We start from the raw sequence: 19,618 nt of genomic DNA, 5'->3' as shown, positions 1-19,618 counted from the left end.
CTTACGCCATGTTTAAGCAATTTTATATAAAATGGGTGCTCTCCCTATCAATACTATTGATAGGAATGGCAGATGCCTCAGCGCAGTCGACTACTGTAAAAGGAGTGATCACTGACGAAAAGACCGGTGAAACATTACCTTATGTGAACATCATTATTCCCGGAACAACTATGGGAACAACTTCAGATGTGGACGGAAAATATGCCATGACCTTAACCGCTCCCAATTTAAAGATCCGGTTTACTTATGTAGGTTATGTAAGCGTGGAGAGAACAATACCACAGAGCACAAATCAGGTGCAGAATATTAAGATGCGTGTAGATGCTTCTATGCTTAAGGAGATTACTGTAAAAGGCAAAGCCAAATACCGTAACAAAGATAATCCTGCTGTCCAGCTTATTCGCCAGGTAATCGCCAATAAGGACAAGAATCAAATGGCGAACTACGACTTCGTAGAGTACGAGCAGTATGAGAAAATGTCGTTTGCATTAAGTAATCTGTCTGATAAGTTTAAAGACAGAAAGGTATTCAAGAACTATCAGTTTTTGTTCAATGATCAGGATTCGGCGGCCATCGGTGGTAAAAATATGTTGCCGGCATACATGGAAGAAAAGCTGTCTCAGGTATATTTTCGCAAAAATCCTTATACCAAAAAACAATGGGTGAAGGCCAACCGTCGCGCAGAGTTTGACAGTAAATTCGTTGATAATGATGGTTTGAGTGCCTATTTTAACCGGTTGTATGAAGACATTGATATTTATAAAAATGACGTATCCATTGCTACGAATTTACTGCTAAGCCCTATTGCAAACACATCGCCGACATTTTACAAGTTTTTTATCAGAGATACAGTTAAAACCCAGGAACCGTGGCTTATCGAACTTGGATTTGTACCCCGTAATAAAACGGATATGCTTTTCGAGGGAAGGCTATTTATCACACTCGATGGTAACTATGCAGTACAGAACGCCTATCTGACTGTCAATAAAGATATCAACCTCAACTTTATGAGGGATCTGGAAGCACATCTGGAATTTGATAAAAGTACGGATGGGCGCTATCACCTAAGCAAAACCACATTGGGGATGGAATTTGCGCTAGGCGATAAAGGAGCAGGTTTATATGGACAGCGTACGGTCAATTTTAAAAATTACGAAGTTAATCACGAGCAGGCGGATAGTCTTTACCGCGGCCCTGCACAGCAGATTGTGTTTAATCCTTTGGAAAGAAAGGGTGAGAACTACTGGGCTCAGGTACGTCATATGCCATTGGCCGGATCCGAAAGGAATATCTACAGAAATGTAGACACATTGCAAACGATCCCATCTTTCCGAAGAACAATGGATATTACGACCCTCTTCCTGGCTGGCTATAAGTCTTTTGGTAAGTTCGAAATCGGCCCCGTAAACACTTTTTACAGTTTCAATCCGGTGGAAGGTTTACGTTTGAGGTTTGGTGGCCGGACCACTACCGAGTTAAGTAAAAGAGTATTTTTCGAAACGTATGCTGCATACGGATTTAAGGATGAGAAGTGGAAGTATTTTTTTAGCGGTACTTATTCACTGAACAACAAATCTGTCTATCATTTCCCACTGCATTATATAAGAGCAAGTTACCAGCACGATACCAAAATTCCGGGGCAGGATCTTCAATTCGTTCAGGAAGATAACTTCCTTCTTTCATTCAAACGGGGAGATAATAACAGATGGCTTTACAATGATATTTACAAAATAGAGTATGTACGCGAATTCCAGAATCGTGTGTCGTACAAATTGGGATTCACACAATGGGCACAGAGTCCCGCGGGTATACTGCGCTATGAGGCAGTAAAGCCTGTTGATGATGTCGTGAACATTGAACGTTTGAGAAACACAGAGTTGAACGTTGAACTGCGTTATGCGCCCGGTGAACAATTTTATCAGGGAAAATTGTACCGAACTCCTATCATCAATAAATTCCCGATCTTTACGGTCCGATATAATGCCGGGTTGAAGGGTGTTTTAGATGGCCAGACAAGTTATCATAATTTCAATGCTAATATTTCGAAAAGAGTGTATTTGTCTCAATTCGGTTTTATGGATCTGACGGCAGAAGGAGGGTATATACTTGGAAAGAATATTCCTTTCCCGTTACTGACCATTCACAGGGCGAACCAAACCTATGCATATCAGCTTAATTCTTATAACCTGATGAATTTCCTGGAATTTGTAAGTGATCACTATGCAGGCCTGGATGTTCAGTATTATATGAATGGATTTTTGTTTAACAAAGTACCATTACTTAAAAAGTTGAAACTAAGAGAGGTATTTAGTTTTAAAGGTTTGATAGGTGGACTCAGAGATGAAAACAATCCTGCGAACGGAGCGTCAGTATTTCACTTTCCTGTGGATCAGGATGGAAAACCGATATCCTATACGCTATCCAAAGAGCCCTATATTGAAGGTAGTGTTGGGGTAGCTAATATTTTCAAATTACTTAGAGTTGACCTTGTTAAACGCTTTTCTTATCTGAATAATCCAAATATTTCAGAGTGGGGCATCAGAGCAAGGTTCAGGCTCGATTTTTAAGAACATTGCCGAAATGCCTGAGTTTGTTCACAAGGATTTCTGACATCAAATATGGAAAACAAATGAATTACGCAATCATAGCAGCAGGAGAAGGTTCACGATTAGCAAAGGAGGGTTTTACTTTGCCTAAGCCAATGGTGAGCCTCCATGGAGAAATGCTTATTGACCGACTGGTTGGTGTTTTCTCCCGCAATCAGGCTGATGCAATTTATATCATCATCAACGAAGAGGCTGTGTTACTGGAAACCCATCTGGCCGATCTGGGTTCTGACTATAGCCTGCAAATTACCAAAAAGACTACCCCCAGTTCGCTTCATAGCTTTTATGAGCTGCTTAAGAATGCGGATAAGCTAAATGCTGTTTGTCTTACGACAACGGATACTGTATTCAGAGAAGCTGAATTTAAAAAGTTTATACAAGCTTTTGAGGCTGATAAGGAAATCGATGGGTTAATGGCTGTCACTACTTTTATCGATGATGAGAGTCCGTTGTTTGTTCAGACCGATCAGGATTTGAACATCACAGCTTTCACTGACAGTAATGAGGGTAATACACCTTTTATTTCAGGAGGTATTTATTGTCTTCGTGGTAAAGCATTGCAGGTAGCAACCGAAGCTGTGGAGAACGGAACCAACCGTATGCGCAATTTTCAGCGTCAGTTACTTACAAGTGGCATGCAGCTGAAAGCATATCCGTTTTCTAAAATTGTGGACGTAGATCACGTAGCGGACATTGAAACGGCTGAACATTTTTTAATGGAAACGACAGAAGCGTAGATATTCGCTGAAATATCAACATCAGCCAATAGGAGAAATAAAAGGAATCTGATACTGACTATAACAAGGCTTGGAGCCAAAGCAGTTGCAAAGGTCAAAAGCTGTTTATTATGAATAATAGAAAAATACTGGCCGTACCCAGGAATAAGAAATTTTCACCTAATCACATTGGGAATGATGATGCTATATTTTCATTGACCAAGCATGAGCTTGAAAAACTCGGGGGCGAGGTGGACCTTGTTTTTGAGAATGAATTTTTAGAAATGCAGGATGTTCCCTACAATATGATCTTTACCATGGCTCGCCAAAAGGAAGTCGTAAAGAAATTACAGGAGCTGGAACAGACAGGAGTGAAGGTGGTAAATTCTGCTTTCGGGATTGAGAATTGTTTCAGGACAAATATGACTAATGGATTATTGAACAATGACATTCCCTATCCTAAGAGTTATGTAGTGCCAACTCATTATACAGGGGACGACGTGTTTGACAATTTGCCGGGAAAAGGCTTCTGGATCAAAAGGGGGGACTTTCATGCTATTCATAAAGAGGATGTAACTTTTGCCTATTCCCGCCAGGAGGCAAAGGAGATATTAAAGGAATATGCACTTCGTGAGATTCCTGATGCTGTTATATCCGAACATCTGGTCGGTGATCTGGTTAAATTTTATGGTGTTTACGGAACGGACTTTTTCTTCTGGTTCTATCCTTATGATAACAATCATCATAAGTATTCAGAGTATGAAACGATCAATGGAAAGTCGTTGTATCATACGTTCGACGAGCAGAAACTACAGGAAATTGCAGGTGAATCGGCCAGAGTCTTGGGGATAGATATCTATGGCGGAGATGCAATCGTTGGGGCTGGCGGGACTTTTCATATTATTGATCTTAATGATTGGCCGAGTTTTGCTCCCTGTCGTGATGAAGCTGCCGTTTTTATTGCACAAAGAATTTTTCAAAAGTTTTCAAACTGATCCGGATGGATAACACATTTAAAGAAAATACCGAAGTAACAGTAAAGGCGCAGGAAGTTTCGGCATTCGAAAGTTCGTTGAAATCGAACGATACTGAAGAGAAAATTGACATTTGGTTCTATAGGCCTATTGGTTATCAGATCGCCCTGTTCTGTGCTAAGATTGGCATGACACCCAATACGGTTACTATTATCAGTATTTTTTTTGGTGTAGCTGCGGGTATTCTGTTTTATAGTCAGGATTTGTGGGTGAATGTGATTGGGATGCTGTCATTGATATTTGCTAATTCATTGGATAGTGCAGACGGGCAGTTGGCGCGGTTAACAAATAACAAAAGCAGACTTGGTCGTATTCTTGACGGAGCTGCCGGAGATTTTTGGTTTATTTCTATTCATATTGCCATATGTCTTCGCAGCATGGAGGAAGGCTGGACCGCATTAATCTGGATACCTGGCGTTTTGGCGGGAGCGTCTCACGTAGTGCAGTCGGCGATGGCAGATTATTACAGAAATGTGCATTTGTTCTTCATCAAGGGTACATCAGGAAGTGAACTTGATAATAGTCGTGACCTACAACGGGAGTATGATCAGTTGACATGGTCGAAAAACTTTGGGATGAAGTTGGTCGCAAGAACTTACCTGAACTACACAAAACAACAGGAATTTTTCTCTCCCAAATTGCAAAAATTACTGGCAGTTGTAAGAGAGAAATACAAAGCACGTTTACCTCTGAATCTGATCACTGACTTTCGGGTTATGAACAGACCTTTGATGAAGTATACCAATATTATTCAGTTTAATACAAGGGTTCTGTTTCTATTTTTATGGTTGTTTCTCGACCAGGCCTGGATCTACTTTTTCTTTGACATTTTTGTCCTGAATCCGATCCTGATTTATATGTGTTTGAAACAGGAGAAAGTGAGTAGTCATTTTTATAAAAAAATTACGACTGGTACTGAATATGGGGTCTAAGATATATAAGGCGGTATTTCTGCTTATAGGGATTTTAACACTCGGCTATATGATTTATGGCATCGGGGTGGAATCCATATGGGAAAATATACAAAAAACCGGAATTTGGTTTGTACCTGTTATCGGAAGCTGGTTGCTGATATACGTGCTGAATGCCTACGCATTTAAGGCTATTATTCAGGAGCCCGGTCTGCCGGAAAGTAATATGTCTTTTTGGTCTGTTCTAAGATTGACGATAAGCGGATACGCCATCAACTATATCACTCCGTTTGTTGCCTTGGGTGGAGAACCATACCGCATCATGGAACTGAAACCGACACTCGGAATCAATAAGGCCACTTCCTCGGTGCTGCTTTATAGTCTGATGCATATGTTCTCACATGTTTTGTTCTGGTTAGTTTCAATCCTGTTGATCCTGGCTTTTATTCCGGTGAATAACATGATTCTTGCGGGATGCGGATTTATGTTGATCACGAGTATGCTTCTGGGTTATTGGTTCATTCGTGTTTACCGTAAAGGGTTTACTGTCAGCAGTATCAATCTGCTCGGAAAACTTCCGTTTGTAGGGAAAAAGGCGCGTGCTTTTGGCGAAGAAAAGGCTGGTTCCTTGTTGGAAATTGACAATCAAATCAGGATTTTATATGCTGACAGAAAACCAAGATTCTACTGGTCGCTGTTTCTTGAATTTATTGCGAGAGTTATAGGATGTGCGGAAATCTATTTCACGGCTGTAGCCATTGGATTAACCATGTCTTTGACCGAATCACTGGTGATCAGTTCCGGATCATCTTTGTTTGCGAATCTGGTCTTTTTCTTTCCTATGCAACTGGGAACGCGTGAAGGAGGTTTGGCTATGGCACTCAGCAGTGTGGGCATGGCAGCCTCTGCCGGAATCTTCATTGGTGTGGTTATGCGTATCAGAGAGATCGTCTGGATTCTGATCGGTTTGGCACTGATCAATAGAAAAAGTGCCCCGGTAGAAGTACCGGAAGAAAATGAATTGAGTTATGCGCATTCAGTTGCGGGAAATAAATAAGCTATGATAAAAGGAGTATTGATAGATTACGGCGGAACGATAGATACAAATGGTCTGCATTGGGGCTCGGTTTTATGGGATGCCTATCAGAAGTTTGAAGCAGGTATTACAAAGGAAGAATTTTCCAAGGCATATTCATTTGGGGAGCGGTCGCTGGCAATCAACCCGATCATCAAGCCGGATCATTCCTTTTATGATACGCTTGAATTAAAAATTGAGCAGCAGTTTAAGTTTCTGAAAGACAATGGCAGCGACTTGCCGAAGGAATTGATCAAAGCTATTGCAAAAGAATGTAATGATTTTGCGTTGACTACAGTAGGTAAAGCAAAACCTGTTCTAGAGGAGATTGCCAGCCAGTATCCTGTTATTCTTGTTTCAAACTTTTACGGAAATATCAACCGCGTTCTGGAGGTATTTGAGATCGAATCCTTCTTCCAGCAAATCATTGAATCGGCTGTTGTGAAAGTGCGTAAGCCTGATCCCCAAATCTATCAGCTCGGTGTGGAAGCACTGGGTTTGAGACCTGAAGAATGTGTGGTGATCGGTGATTCTTTTACGAAAGATATTGTACCAGCAAAAACAATAGGCTGTAAAGCAATTTGGATCAATGTGGCAGGCTGGGAAGATACAACTGTGAATCACGAAGGTCCCTACCAGGCAGATGCTGAGATTAAGGATTTCAGTGATGTTCCGGCAGTAATAAGTCAGTTGAATAAGTAATCTGTGATGCTGGAATAACGAAACCGGCCGGACTAAACCAGTTATAAGTATGTACGATATCTGTACCATAGGGCACATTACGCTTGATAAAGTCGTAACCACCCAATCTGTTAAATTTATGCCGGGAGGTACTTCATTTTACTTCTCAAAGGCTATACAGAATTTTGATCTTAATTATACCCTTGTAACCGCTTTGGGCAGCGAAGAGGCTTACATTGTCGATGCCCTCCGCAAATCTGACATAGAAGTGTACGCATTGCTGAGTGAGTTCACGGTTCATTTTGAAAATATATACAGTCACAATCAGGATCATCGTGAGCAGAATGTACTTCACACAGCAGCTTCATTCGATGTTCCGCAAATGCCCGATATTGATGCGAAGGTGTTTCATCTAGGCCCTTTATTGTCTGATGATATTTCCATAGCGTTGATCAAACATCTGGCTGGCAAGGGGCAAGTTTCCTTGGATATACAGGGTTTTTTAAGATATGTCAAAGATAAAAAAGTGTACTATCGTGACTGGGTGGATAAGCAGGAAGCGCTGCCATATATCACCTATCTGAAGGCGAATGAGTTTGAAATGCAGGCGGTAACAGGTACGGAAGATGTAGAAGAAGGATCAAAAATCCTATCGGCCATGGGAGTGAAAGAGGTGATCATCACGCTTGGAAGTAAAGGATCTGTTGTATACAGACATGGTATATTCCATACAATTCCTGCCTATGAGCCGGCGGCGGTTGTAGATGCCACGGGCTGCGGTGACACCTATATGGCAGGTTACCTGATGAAACGTATCAAGGGGGCTTCCATTCAGGAGGCTGGCGAATATGGCGCTGCCATGGCGACTTTAAATATTGCTGCGTCGGGACCATTTTTGCACGGAGTCGAAGAAGTTGAATCAATTATAAATCAGGGTACTTATACCCCTTACATGAAGCGTGTGAGTGCCGAAGAAAAGTAGGAGTATTGTCATGAGACACATCATCAGCATATTAATTATCAGTTTATTACCGTTTTTGTTTTCTTTTAAAGGCACAAATACGGCCACGTCGATTGAAAAGGGAAATCTGGCAGATCCCGACACATTTCCGGTTCCGGGGCGTGAAGTTCCGGGGTTATTGTTTTACATACAGCGTGATCCCAATACAAATACGATAATCTATGAACTGAACCGGGACGGACAAGGTCAGGTAAGGGAAAAGGATCCCGTCAGTACCTTTTGGATACGTTACCCCGAGGGTGGAGGGCGTAAAGATTTGAATTATCTTCAGCGTAAATTTGCTTATGGGATCAATTCAAAACCAATTGGTAACGGAGATTTTGAGCTACGATCAGTGGCATATTCCAAACTCCCCTTGTACTTACGCAAAGACAGCAAGAATAAATATCATGTTTATGCCGATATCGGCAGTAGAAAATGTGTTCTTAGCCGTGTATTTATTCGTATAGATGGCGGGACTTTCTGGTCGCCAAATGTTCTGTATATTGAATTAAAAGGAACTGAAATTGCTACAGGTAAAATTATAACCCAACGTATTAAACCTTCCTGATACCTTCTATCTGTGAAGTGAGTTTTTGAAATAAATAATCTAAGAATCAGTAAGTTGTGATTCGAAAGGCCGGTTGCACATGGTTGCAGCCGGCCTTTTATGTTTTATTCCGTTAAATAGCATAATCTGTTTTTTGTCATATCAACCCAGATATGTACTCTCATTCCTAGCCGGAAGGTATAGTCTAATTGCTAGGCTACAGTCTGGAAGTAACGCAAGTATAGATCCGTATATAATTTTATGAAAAATGCAATAGTGTTAATTCGATGCGCCTTTGACAGTATGTTAATTAGCGGAGGAATATCGACGGTAGTGATGTTTCAATTGTTGGTATGTCTGTCGATTTATATGTTAAATCAATGTTATGATACTTGTTTTGATAGGTTTATTTGGTATTTATTCAAATTTTCAAAAGATCTCAAATTTTTCGTTGTTCCACAAATTCTAAGGTTTTTTTAATACCTTTCCCGCTTATTCTGAGTAGCCTGTTGTAATCCGGTGAAGTAGCCGGCGATCATTGAATTTGGAACGGGTGAAAGATTTTAATATACCTAACTTTAAATTACTCAATATATGATTACAGAGGATGTGGGACAGGGAGGAAGGGATTTGGTTTTTAATGAAGAGATTACGAAAGTTTCAGATTTCAAATTCAGTACAAAGGTGGTTACCGTCTTTGATGACATGGTGAGCCGGTCTGTACCGTTTTATAATGAAATGCAGAGGATGCTGGCCGAAATAGCTGCGGATCATGTAAAAGAAGGGGGCTTTGTTTACGATCTTGGCTGCTCAACAGGGACAACCATGATAGAAGTGGATAAATTAATCCCATCCGACATACGCTTCATTGGTATAGACGAATCAACGGAAATGCTCGATAAGTGTGATACTAAATTGAAGGAAGCCGGCTTTGTCCGTCCTTATGATCTTGTAGTAGGTGATTTGCACGAGAAACTTCCTGTTAAAAATGCATCGGTTGTTATTCTTTGCCTTACGATGCAGTTTGTCAGGCCGTTATTCAGGGAACGGTTACTTCGTAATATATATGAAGGATTGAATCCGGGTGGTGTATTGCTACTGGTAGAAAAGGTGCTTGCCGAGAGTACTGTTTTCAACCGTGACTTTATAAAGTACTACTATAATTACAAGAGACGAAATCATTACAGCGAAATGGAGATTTCGCAGAAACGGGAGGCGCTTGAAAATGTACTGATACCCTATAAGTTGTCAGAGAACCTGTTACTGCTTAAAGAAGCAGGTTTCGGAGACTGCGAAACTTTCTTCAAATGGTATAATTTTTCGGGAATGATAGCTCATAAAAAATCATGATTTCAATCGGTAATTTCTTTTTCAAATACAGGAACACACTCTTCATTTTTCTTTACTTATTGCTTTTCTTACCCTCTGCTCCACTGTTCACGCAAGAAGCATTTGGCCCCAACTATTATCTGATTCCTATCATATTGGGTCTGGTAATCACCTTCTCAGGAGAAATTATACGCGGAATCACCATTGGTCTGGCGTATATCATTCGGGGCGGACGGGATAAAAAGGTATATGCTGAGAAGCTCGTTACAGAAGGAATATTTAATCATTGCCGTAATCCGCTGTATGTGGGTAATATTCTGATGCTGCTGGGCGTGGGAGTACTTTCGAATTCTCTGATCTATGTAGGTATCATCATTCCGTTGTTTCTCTTTATTTATCAGGCGATTGTGTTAGCTGAGGAGAATTTTTTGCGTAACAAATTCGGGTCGGATTTTGATCAGTACTGTAGTCGGGTTAACCGCTGGCTGATCCGGTTTGGTGGGATAGGTGCCACCATGAACCAGATGCGATTCAATTACAAACGCTGGTTATTGAAAGAATACAATACGCTAATGGTCTGGCTTGTCGGGATCGTGGCAATTTTGCTTTTTAAATATCCTCAAATAGTACCGGATGAAGAGCAGAGGCTCTATATTTTTGCGACTGCGCTGGTGATTCTGGGTATAGTTTATTTCTATGTGCGTTATCTGAAGAAGTCAGGGAAAATGACTGATCAGATGGGGTGAACATCCAGATCATTTGCCGTTTACTAAATATTGTATAATAAAAGTTCGAATATTTGTAAATATTCGAACTTTTATGCTTTTGATTGTTACCTTAGGTATAAATTTTTGTATTAATACCCGTGAAGATGAGTGGGTTTTACTCCAGCACGGAATTATAGCACACAGGATAAAATTTATGCAGAAATGGTACACGAAAAAATATTCAAACTTACAGTAGACAGAGAGGCAAAAATTGTTGTGAAAGGAAGCCTCATTAGTTCAGGACAGGTAGTGATTGATTATGATTTTCTGGTAAAGGAAAAGAACGATCATACCTTCCGTGCTCCTATAGGTGCTGATCATCCTAAGTACTGGAAGCTAAAAAGATTGTCAAATGAAAAGGCAATCCTGTTGCAATTGGTATACAGTGGTTTGTCAAAGAAACAATTGAATGCTGCCTTGAAGGAATTCAAGGAGAAAGCAGGAGACGATTATGTGTTTGAGGACACGCTCGTAGTCGAAAAAAAGGTTAGGAATCTGAAGGGAATAAAAGGATTGGCTTTGGAAAACAGAACAATGGCAACTGCCTGAATCGTATAGAGGAAATATTTTCGGCTGACTTTTCTTTTCAGAATTGTCAGCCAGATTTTTGTTTATACATCTAATCGGAATTCGATTATTGCTTTCTCCTCTCCATTCACAATGAGTGATAGCTTATGCAAACCCGAATAAAATGTTCGGGTTGTGATAGGTTTGAAGCTTTGTTTTCTTCCAATTGTCGCGCGCTCTAAAGCCTCATAAGATTTCTCACGGATTTTAAATACTTTTTTGGATAACAGCCCATTCGCTTTCATATAATAGATTGCATATTCCAATCTTATGGTACGAGCTATGGCAGACTCGTTTTGTACAGTAAAAGAAAAGGACAGATTTTCTCCCACTCTTATGGCAGACGACTCCAATTCTATGGCGCTCATGCTGATGTTATTGGCTGTCAATCCATAGTGGTCGAGAATAGCTGCATTGCCCTGTTTTAAGAGTGTCCGGGACCCATGTCGGATAATGGCATCTGTTTCTCTGCCCTGACCCGCCCATTTTTTTGCCGTTTCGAGTACGATATGCGGATGTGATTTTGCAATATCATTCAGGCTGTTAGCTACACTTCTTCTCACGGATTCTGACGAATCATATTTCAATTTTTCAAGAATCGGCAGTACCAGCTCGGGGGTTTGCTTTAGATAAGGAACGGCCATCGCCCATGGCAACCGGGGACGTGTTCCTTCACTCGCCAGTCGTCTTACAGTCGGCTCCGGATGCTGAGACCAGTCTAACATTTGTTTCAGCATTTCATCCGGATACCTGATCAGAAACGGCCTTACTGCAAATTCGCAAGTGATAAATTGTGTCATGAATTCCAGAGCGATAACCGCATTCGGATAATCTTCTATTCCGTAATTTTCAATATAATCCGGAAGAAAGGCGAACTCCAGACTTCCTGCACGGAAATTATCTTTTAACAACTGTGCAATGATTTGTTTTAAAGCAGCAACAGAATCAGAAAATCTCGCAGGCATATAGCTATGCAAAACACGTGCGGTGTGTCTCATACGGTCTTTTAACTCCATATCAGTAAACTGACTCGTAAAGATTCCATCAATGAAAGCAGCTTTATCAAATTGATCCAGACTAACTTCGAGGCTTCCAGCTAATTTATTATAAAAAGAAGGAGAGTAAAGGTCTTTGAGAAGTGTGCCCATAAAGGTATTTCTATATTTCAGAGTAACAGATTGGTAAAAATACAGATTCAGGTGTATACGGAAGGTTTTCACTTCTGAAAATTTACTTCCCAGGTGTGTCGCCGAACTTCACGCGTCATCAGTTACTTTTGCAGCATGGAATATTTTAAAAAATTGCTTGACCTGCTGAAGTTGGAGCGGGAAGAAGATAAGCAATCCTATATAAAGCTTACAGACACCACTTCGGTTTCGCAACGACGTGCTGCTGGTTTATCCTGGTACCCCATTGCCATTCGCGGATCTGAAATGAGCAGAGGTGACTATCTGACTGTGGAAGTGGAGCGTACCACGCATACTGACCTTTCGCATCAGCTCCGATTCGGTGTTCCGGCAGTACTGTTTTCTAATCATGACCCTAAAAAGGACAGAGTTGAAGGGACTGTAACGCACCAGAGTGGAAACCGGTTAAAAATAACTTTGAAAACTGATGAGTTGCCGGACTGGTCCAAAGATGGTAAGCTTGGGATAGATCTGCTTTTTGATGACAACAGCTATGAGGAAATGCAGTCGGCATTGAAAACAGCATCTCAATCCATAGAATCCGGTGTGCTTGGGCGTTTGATCAAAGTATTGACGGGTTTGCATGAACCTACATTTAACGACCGATTGCTTGTTGAGCCTATTCCATCGCTGAATGAATCGCAGCAACTCGCCATAAAGAAAATTCTGTCAGCCAATGAAATTGCCGTGGTTCATGGTCCGCCCGGAACAGGAAAAACTACCACATTGGTGCAGGCTGTAAAAGCACTTATTGCACAAGATCCTCAGAAAATATTGGTGGTTGCTCCCAGCAATACGGCTGTTGATCTGTTGAGTGAGAAGCTTTCAGAAGCAGGGCTGAATGTACTTCGTATAGGTAACCCGGCCCGTGTATCGGAAAGGCTGAACGATCTTACGCTTGACAGTAAAATGGCAGGCCATGCGAGAATGAAGGAAATCAGAAATCTTAAAAAGCAGGCGAACGAATATAAGAACATGGCCCATAAATATAAGCGGCAGTTCGGGAAATCGGAGCGTGAGCAAAGAAAGGCACTTTTCGATGAGGCGCACAGGATTATGAAGGAAGTAACCAGTTCGGAGCAGTACATTATTGATGATGTGGTAAGTAGGGCACAGGTTATTACGGCGACTCTGGTAGGTGCGAATCACTACACGATTCGAAACGTCAAGTATCATACGGTTGTAATAGATGAAGCGGGACAGGCACTCGAGCCCGGATGTTGGATTCCTATATTGAAAGGCCAGAAGGTAGTTTTGGCAGGAGATCATTTTCAACTTTCCCCTACGATCAAATCTGATGAAGCTGCGAGAAACGGATTAGCTACCACGTTGATGGAGAAAAGTGCAGAATTGCATCCCGAAGCAGTTGTACTTTTGGAGGAGCAATATCGGATGCATGAGTCCATTATGCGTTTTTCTTCTCAGATATTCTACGGCGATCGTTTGAGAGCACATGAATCTGTAAAAGACAGACTATTATTTCCAGGTGATTTGGCAGTTACTTTCATTGATACGGCGGGTTGTGGGTTCGACGAGCAATTGGATGGAACGAGTTCAACCAATCCGGAAGAAGCAGCTTTTCTTTTCAGGCATTTTTCGAAATTGGTTGGTGATCTTGGGAAACAGGGCTATACGGATAAGAATTTTCCGACGGTTGCTGTCATCTCGCCCTATAAACAGCAGATTGCCATTCTTGCGGATCTGTTGAAACATGCTCCTGATTTACAAGATTATCTTCCCTATATATCGGTCAATACGATTGATAGTTTCCAGGGACAGGAGAGAGATATTGTTTATATCAGTATGACCCGTAGTAATGCAGAGGGTATCATCGGATTTCTGTCGGATGTACGAAGAATGAATGTGGCGATGACCAGAGCCCGTAAAAAGCTGGTTGTTGTAGGTGATAGTGCGACTTTGTCCGTACTGCCTTTTTACAGTTTGTTTGTTACATATGCCGAAAAGTTGGATGGGTACAAAAGTGCATGGGAATATGTTGAAATTTGATCAAGAAGATTAATAGCCTTTTGTAGAGGAGAAGTAAACAGGCCATCGACGGATGGTAAATGTCGTATTGATGTCGGGCCATGAGGCCGCGAGTATGGAAGGAAGATTGAAATGCTAATACATAGGTTAATAAGATCAGTTAGCTGAAGTGAATATTGACCTGATCGTTGTTAACAGTGCCACACGATTGTCAATCTCAATTGGCAGTTGTCACAAAAAGGAATAGGAAAGCTATTCATCAGTATCTATCTGTAGATTTTTATTCTCAGATAGATGCTTTTTTTGTTCTTACCCACATTGGATGTAGCGTATTATCTACAGGAGAGATGTTCAGTCTCTATAACCCATTGATTAATTTCCTTACACTGCTTCAAATTTTGAAATTTCTCTGATATGCTACCACTGGATGTGGTAGGTGACATAGTTATGTTGATGTCTTCAAAATAATTCTATTAGTAATTGTATATTCTAGTTGAGGTATCAGAATATGTGATGGTTTGTTGTATAATGTTAATTTTTATCCAAATTTTTTTGTATTGTGTTCGTAAATAGGTATTTGTAGTGTGATATATATATGTTTTTCTGTACATATATATATGGAGTCACGGGTGGTTAAATTATATTTTTTATACGTATGAAGAAGTACTTACTTTGAATATATGATACTTGTATAGATTATGTCGATTACTGGTATAGAATTAATTTCATTTAAATGAATAATATTATTTTTATTATTAATGATAATGACTAGTTTTGGTACTGACAAAAGTCATATTTATGCATACACAAATTTTATATAGCTGTACGTTAGTGGTTTTATTTTCAGAAGTAGTTCGAAAAGTGAAATGAATATCTTGTGGCGGTAGCAGATCTTCGAAGAATAATTGAATACGTATATATGTAGCGTTATTTTTTTAATGCTATGAGTTGTTCTGTATTTTTTCATAATACAGGTATTGATTATCAATGAGTTAAATATTAATTCCGAAAATCAGTAATATATAAGTAAATTTTTACTCACAATACGCGCTATGATAAACTTAATACTCCCCCAAATGGTCGTACTGCGATCTTTCTGCCCTGTGTTTTCGCACTCCACACGCTCTTACCTTTCCCTTTGTGCAAATCTGAGAGCGTTCAGGCGGCCTGCATAACGCGCCACATGCAAGCTTTGAGTGCTTTGAATACCAGAATCGGTATACATCAGGCTTTATGTGTCATCACGGTTTATCAGCATTTTTTGGTGTATGCCAAACTCAACTTTATCTACCCTCCACAATTGCAACTCTGGTGTTTTTCAGTGTTTTACAAAGTCAATAATGTTTATCTAATGTTTCACTTTACCTTTTAACTTTATGAAAAGATCTACACGATTTTTTAATAACCTGATGAAAGTGCCTTCTGCCTGCCGATCTAAGCTTCTGCAGGTAAAGGGCGTTTTGCTTGCAGGTTCACTCTTGCTGAGTTTACAAGCAGCTGCACAGCAGGAAAATTTAGCATGTAATACACCTACAAAATGGGAGCCTGCAGCAACGTATACCGGTTTAGCAGTTACACCAGGAACTTTCACAGGATCAGCCGGTTCAGGCTTATCTAACCCCAATGCCATAATTGACGGTGATGCGGGGACAAGTGGAACACTGACGCTTGTTGCTACCAGGACGGCAACTGGTGGAATAGCTGGATGTGCCACATCGAGTGTAACAAATGCTTCTGGGTTTTTAAGGATCAATGGAAATGCGACTTACACTGCAGGTAATTATGTTGGCTTTATTACATCAGCGAATCCTCTAACTACTTTTACAAGCTTTACAATTTCCACGATTAACGGAAATGAAAGCGGAACACAGGTAGCACCCACTGTTACCGAACTTGCCGACGGCACTTTCCAGGTCGGATTTCTGAGTACTTCATCTTTTAATGGGATTAGGCTACAGGCCACACTCAGTGCTCCTGCCATTCTGAATTGTGGCACAATCACAAGATCGATAAACATTATCAGTCCTTTCCAGATCAGATATTGTTCTGGTCCCGAAATGCCTTGTAATGTTGCGCAAAACACAAGTCTTCCCAATTTTAATTTGAACGTGTTGACTGGTGGGTTAGGTGTTGCTGACGGAAATGACGTAATCTCAGCATCTGCAAGTGATTATGGAACATTCAACACTTTCTTGGTGAGTCTTGGTGCGCGCTACATCGGAGTACGTGACAATGTTACCACTTATCCTTCAGGAACGTTTGCCGGTTTTGTGATTCAGAATTCAAGCTTGGTTTCTCTGTCGTTGTTGGACAACTTCACAATTGAGCTATACAATGGAGCAGAAAGGGTTCAGCAGGCGAGTGGAGCAGGATTACTATTGGGCGGTGGTTTACTTTCAGGCGGAGGACCTAAAACGATAGGGATAGTTTCAACAGTACCATTTAATCAGGTCAGAATTGTTGATGCCGGAGTTTCTGTTGGCTTCGCAGAAACCAGGGTGTACAATGCAGTGTTTCAAAAATTCTGTGAAGGTACTAGCATTGCCTGCAATACACCGACAGCTATTACCTCTCCTAATTATCCACTATTCCTCAATACTGCAAATATGGGAATCGGTGGAGCTGCATGTGTTAATTGCGAATTGATAGATCAGGATCAGGTTATTGATGCAGATGTGAACAACGGTGCTAAAATAAACTTGTTAGCTAGTGTTGGCACAACTGGATCTATTTCTGTAAAAAAGGAGCTAGGCAATTACACGGCTGGCACATTCGCAGGGTTTGATATCTCGAACTCAGCAGTGCTGGGCTTAAACTTGTTTGACAATATTTCAATCTCTACCTATCTGGATGGAAATGCAACACCTCAGGAAACGAGAACAGGAAGTTCAGGGTTAATAAATGTGGGTTTATTGAATGGTGGACGGCAGACCATAGGGTTTTTAACTACTCTTCCTTTTGATGAAGTTAAAGTAACAATTACGCAGCTGGCAGGTGTATCACTTGGAATTACAACTGTGCATAATTTAGTTGTTCAGTCATTTTGTAATGATGGAGCACTTAGCTGTAATACATTGACAAACGTTACGAACCCTGGTTATGCCGTTTACGTAGATATGGCTAATACAAGCGTTTCGGCGATTGGATGTGTGAATTGTACGGTTACTAATTCACAAAATGTACTTGATGCTGCAAGCTCAGACGATTTCGCTACCTTATCATTAGGGGTAACAGTAGGTAGCACGGCTAGCTTTGCTGTTGGGAACGCAGTGACGAACTATCCTGTAGGGACGTATGCAGGATTTGACGTGGGAACTTCAGGGCTTCTGAATGTAGGATTGCTTAGTGGTATTAGGATCAGAACATATCTTGATGGTATTGAAACCCTTAAATCTTCAACTGGAGTTGGATATAGTGGAACTGGTCTTGTCGTTTCTGCTGGTTTACTTACTGGTCAGGGAAGGCAGGTTGTTGGTATAGTGTCCGAGGACGTGTTTGATAAAATCAAAATTGAGTTTACCAACTTAGGTGCAAATCTATTTGGAGACATACGTGTCTACAATGCTGTCGTGCAGAATCTTTGTGATAACAATCCGATTGCATGTAATGTAAATACACCTTTGTTGTCGCCAGATCAGCCAGTTGTAATTGAAAGTTCTCGTACCGGATTGGAAGGTGGTGTCTGTGCGCTATGTTCGGTTTCTGATGTTGCAAGCGTGATAAATACGAGCATTTCTGACTATGCGACAATTACTATTCCGGTAGGTGTTTTAAATACTGGTTCAATATCAGTCAAAAATGGTGTAGTTACCTATCCGGCAAATTCTCTTGCTGGTTTTGTAATAAGGGATGCAAATAACCTTTTACAGGCAGAATTACTATCTTCGTTAACCATATCGACTTATAATAACGGACAGTTTGTTGATTCTGAGACTGCAGGGAATCTGCTTATCGCAGATGTGCTCATTCCAATTATTGGTTCAACTGGAAATAGCATTAGCTTCCGTAGCTCCGGAGCTTTTGATGAAATTAGAATCTCGGTTGGTTCAGTTGCCAGCGTCTTGAATGTAATAGATGTATTTTATTCTACGGTATCTCCTTACACTGCTGGTTGTGGCCCGCTTCCTGTTAAACTGGCATCTTTCAAAGCGGCTAAAGAAGGAGAAGTCGCTCAGTTATCATGGTCTACAACGTCCGAGTCAAACAGTGAAAGTTTTGAGGTACAAAGAAGTAGAGATGGTAAAAATTGGAATGCCATTGGTAAAAGAAATGCTAAAGGAGAAAGTTCTGCAATCGCAACCTATGATTTCACGGATGTGAGTCCATTGGATGGAGAAAATCTTTACCGACTTAAAATGATCGATAAAGATGCAACATTCGCGATAAGTGGAATTCAAAGTTTAACCTTTAAAATGGAAGCTTTGAAAATTTATCCTAACCCTGTTGCCAACGCTGAGCCTCTGAACATTCAAGTTAAAGATTGGGGGTTGGTTAAGTCGGTAAAAGTAATTAACACGCTTGGCGCTGTTGTATTTGAGTCTAATGGAAATGTAAAAGCAGTTGTTTCAACTGATAACCTTGCAGCCGGACTTTACATCGTACAGGTTACTCGTAAAGACGGGCAGACTGTTAGCAGCAAGTTCGTTAAACAATAATAAATAGTAGGTGTATTTTAAAAGTCGCCGGACAAATTGTCCGGCGACTTTTTTTATGTATCACAAGTTTCTGAATTCAGCGAATTGTGGTGAAAATTTTACATAATAACAGGTCGTGAGTTTGACTTTTGAGATGGTACGATTATTTTCTAAACCTGACCAAGAAAAAATGTTAAACCTAACTCAAATTACTATGGTACAGTCATTTTTGAATTTTCTTTCACTGTGGCCTTATCTTATCTCTGTACTAATGATAGGGGCGGGTCTATGGGCAATATGGGTCATACGCCAACTCTCATCGAAGAAGCAATTTACGAGCTATTATAAACACCATTCCGGTCAGGTCTTCAGGAAATTCGCTTAGGGTAGTGAAAGATTGTAGGCATCTGATCGTAGATAATCATACATTGAGTATAAATAAAAACATCCAGGGGCAAAGAGCCCCGGGATGTCCGATTTTACTCAACGTTATGAGTACTGTTACCAGTCCTCAGGTGCAAATTTAATTATTTAATTGAAATAAACACCTAATATTTAGTAATTTAAATTTAATA

Annotated in this window: 14 protein-coding genes; 13 read left to right on the top strand and 1 reads right to left on the bottom strand. The window is 40.6% G+C overall.

The window, feature by feature from the left end; all coding sequences use genetic code 11:
- Window positions 1-8: 8 nt before the first annotated feature.
- The 11 genes from AC1XUE_RS05500 to AC1XUE_RS05450 all read left to right on the top strand — a co-directional run bounded on the left by AC1XUE_RS05500 (window position 9) and on the right by AC1XUE_RS05450 (window position 11,218).
- Window positions 9-2,567: a DUF5686 and carboxypeptidase-like regulatory domain-containing protein gene (locus AC1XUE_RS05500; RefSeq protein ID WP_483354931.1), complete on the top strand. Its 2,559-nt coding sequence runs from the start codon at window positions 9-11 to the stop codon at window positions 2,565-2,567.
- Between the two features lie 62 nt (window positions 2,568-2,629).
- On the top strand, window positions 2,630-3,343 hold the full coding sequence (locus AC1XUE_RS05495; RefSeq protein WP_483354930.1) for a nucleotidyltransferase family protein: 714 nt from the start codon (window positions 2,630-2,632) through the stop codon (window positions 3,341-3,343).
- 110 nt (window positions 3,344-3,453) lie between these two features.
- A complete protein-coding gene (locus AC1XUE_RS05490; protein ID WP_483354929.1) occupies window positions 3,454-4,317 on the top strand; it encodes a hypothetical protein in 864 nt (287 codons plus the stop codon).
- Between the two features lie 5 nt (window positions 4,318-4,322).
- Window positions 4,323-5,288, top strand: a complete 966-nt coding sequence (locus AC1XUE_RS05485; protein WP_483354928.1) for a CDP-alcohol phosphatidyltransferase family protein — start codon at window positions 4,323-4,325, stop codon at window positions 5,286-5,288.
- Window positions 5,278-6,324 carry a lysylphosphatidylglycerol synthase transmembrane domain-containing protein gene (locus AC1XUE_RS05480; protein ID WP_483354927.1) on the top strand — a complete coding sequence of 349 codons (1,047 nt, stop codon included), beginning with the start codon at window positions 5,278-5,280 and terminating at the stop codon, window positions 6,322-6,324. Before AC1XUE_RS05485 ends, AC1XUE_RS05480 begins: the two co-directional genes overlap by 11 nt.
- Window positions 6,325-6,327: 3 nt before the next feature.
- On the top strand, window positions 6,328-7,044 hold the full coding sequence (locus tag AC1XUE_RS05475) for an HAD family hydrolase (protein WP_483354926.1): 717 nt from the start codon (window positions 6,328-6,330) through the stop codon (window positions 7,042-7,044).
- Between the two features lie 49 nt (window positions 7,045-7,093).
- Window positions 7,094-8,005, top strand: a complete 912-nt coding sequence (locus AC1XUE_RS05470) for a PfkB family carbohydrate kinase (protein ID WP_483354925.1) — start codon at window positions 7,094-7,096, stop codon at window positions 8,003-8,005.
- Between the two features lie 10 nt (window positions 8,006-8,015).
- Complete coding sequence (locus AC1XUE_RS05465; RefSeq protein ID WP_483354924.1) at window positions 8,016-8,594, top strand: DUF4833 domain-containing protein; 579 nt, start codon at window positions 8,016-8,018, stop codon at window positions 8,592-8,594.
- A gap of 573 nt (window positions 8,595-9,167) precedes the next feature.
- Window positions 9,168-9,923, top strand: coding sequence for a carboxy-S-adenosyl-L-methionine synthase CmoA (gene cmoA / locus AC1XUE_RS05460; protein ID WP_483354923.1), 756 nt, complete (start codon window positions 9,168-9,170; stop codon window positions 9,921-9,923).
- Window positions 9,920-10,648 carry a methyltransferase family protein gene (locus AC1XUE_RS05455; RefSeq protein WP_115829852.1) on the top strand — a complete coding sequence of 243 codons (729 nt, stop codon included), beginning with the start codon at window positions 9,920-9,922 and terminating at the stop codon, window positions 10,646-10,648. Before cmoA ends, AC1XUE_RS05455 begins: the two co-directional genes overlap by 4 nt.
- A gap of 183 nt (window positions 10,649-10,831) precedes the next feature.
- On the top strand, window positions 10,832-11,218 hold the full coding sequence (locus AC1XUE_RS05450; RefSeq protein ID WP_483354922.1) for a hypothetical protein: 387 nt from the start codon (window positions 10,832-10,834) through the stop codon (window positions 11,216-11,218).
- Window positions 11,219-11,280: 62 nt separating this feature from the next.
- Here the strand turns inward: AC1XUE_RS05450 and AC1XUE_RS05445 are convergent, their stop codons facing one another.
- Window positions 11,281-12,384 (bottom strand): DNA alkylation repair protein, encoded by a 1,104-nt coding sequence (locus tag AC1XUE_RS05445; protein WP_483354921.1) that lies wholly within the window; start codon window positions 12,382-12,384, stop codon window positions 11,281-11,283.
- A gap of 135 nt (window positions 12,385-12,519) precedes the next feature.
- Between AC1XUE_RS05445 and AC1XUE_RS05440 the strand changes: the two genes are divergently transcribed.
- Complete coding sequence (locus AC1XUE_RS05440) at window positions 12,520-14,430, top strand: AAA domain-containing protein (RefSeq protein WP_483354920.1); 1,911 nt, start codon at window positions 12,520-12,522, stop codon at window positions 14,428-14,430.
- Between the two features lie 1,355 nt (window positions 14,431-15,785).
- Entirely contained in the window at window positions 15,786-19,064 is a 3,279-nt protein-coding gene (locus AC1XUE_RS05435; RefSeq protein ID WP_483354919.1) for a T9SS type A sorting domain-containing protein, read from the top strand.
- Window positions 19,065-19,618 lie beyond the last annotated feature (554 nt).

The organism is Dyadobacter sp. HNCC25DJ187, from assembly GCF_056895255.1.
The sequence above is the reverse complement of the archived record's forward strand: the minus strand, read 5'-3'. Positions and strand labels throughout refer to the sequence as shown.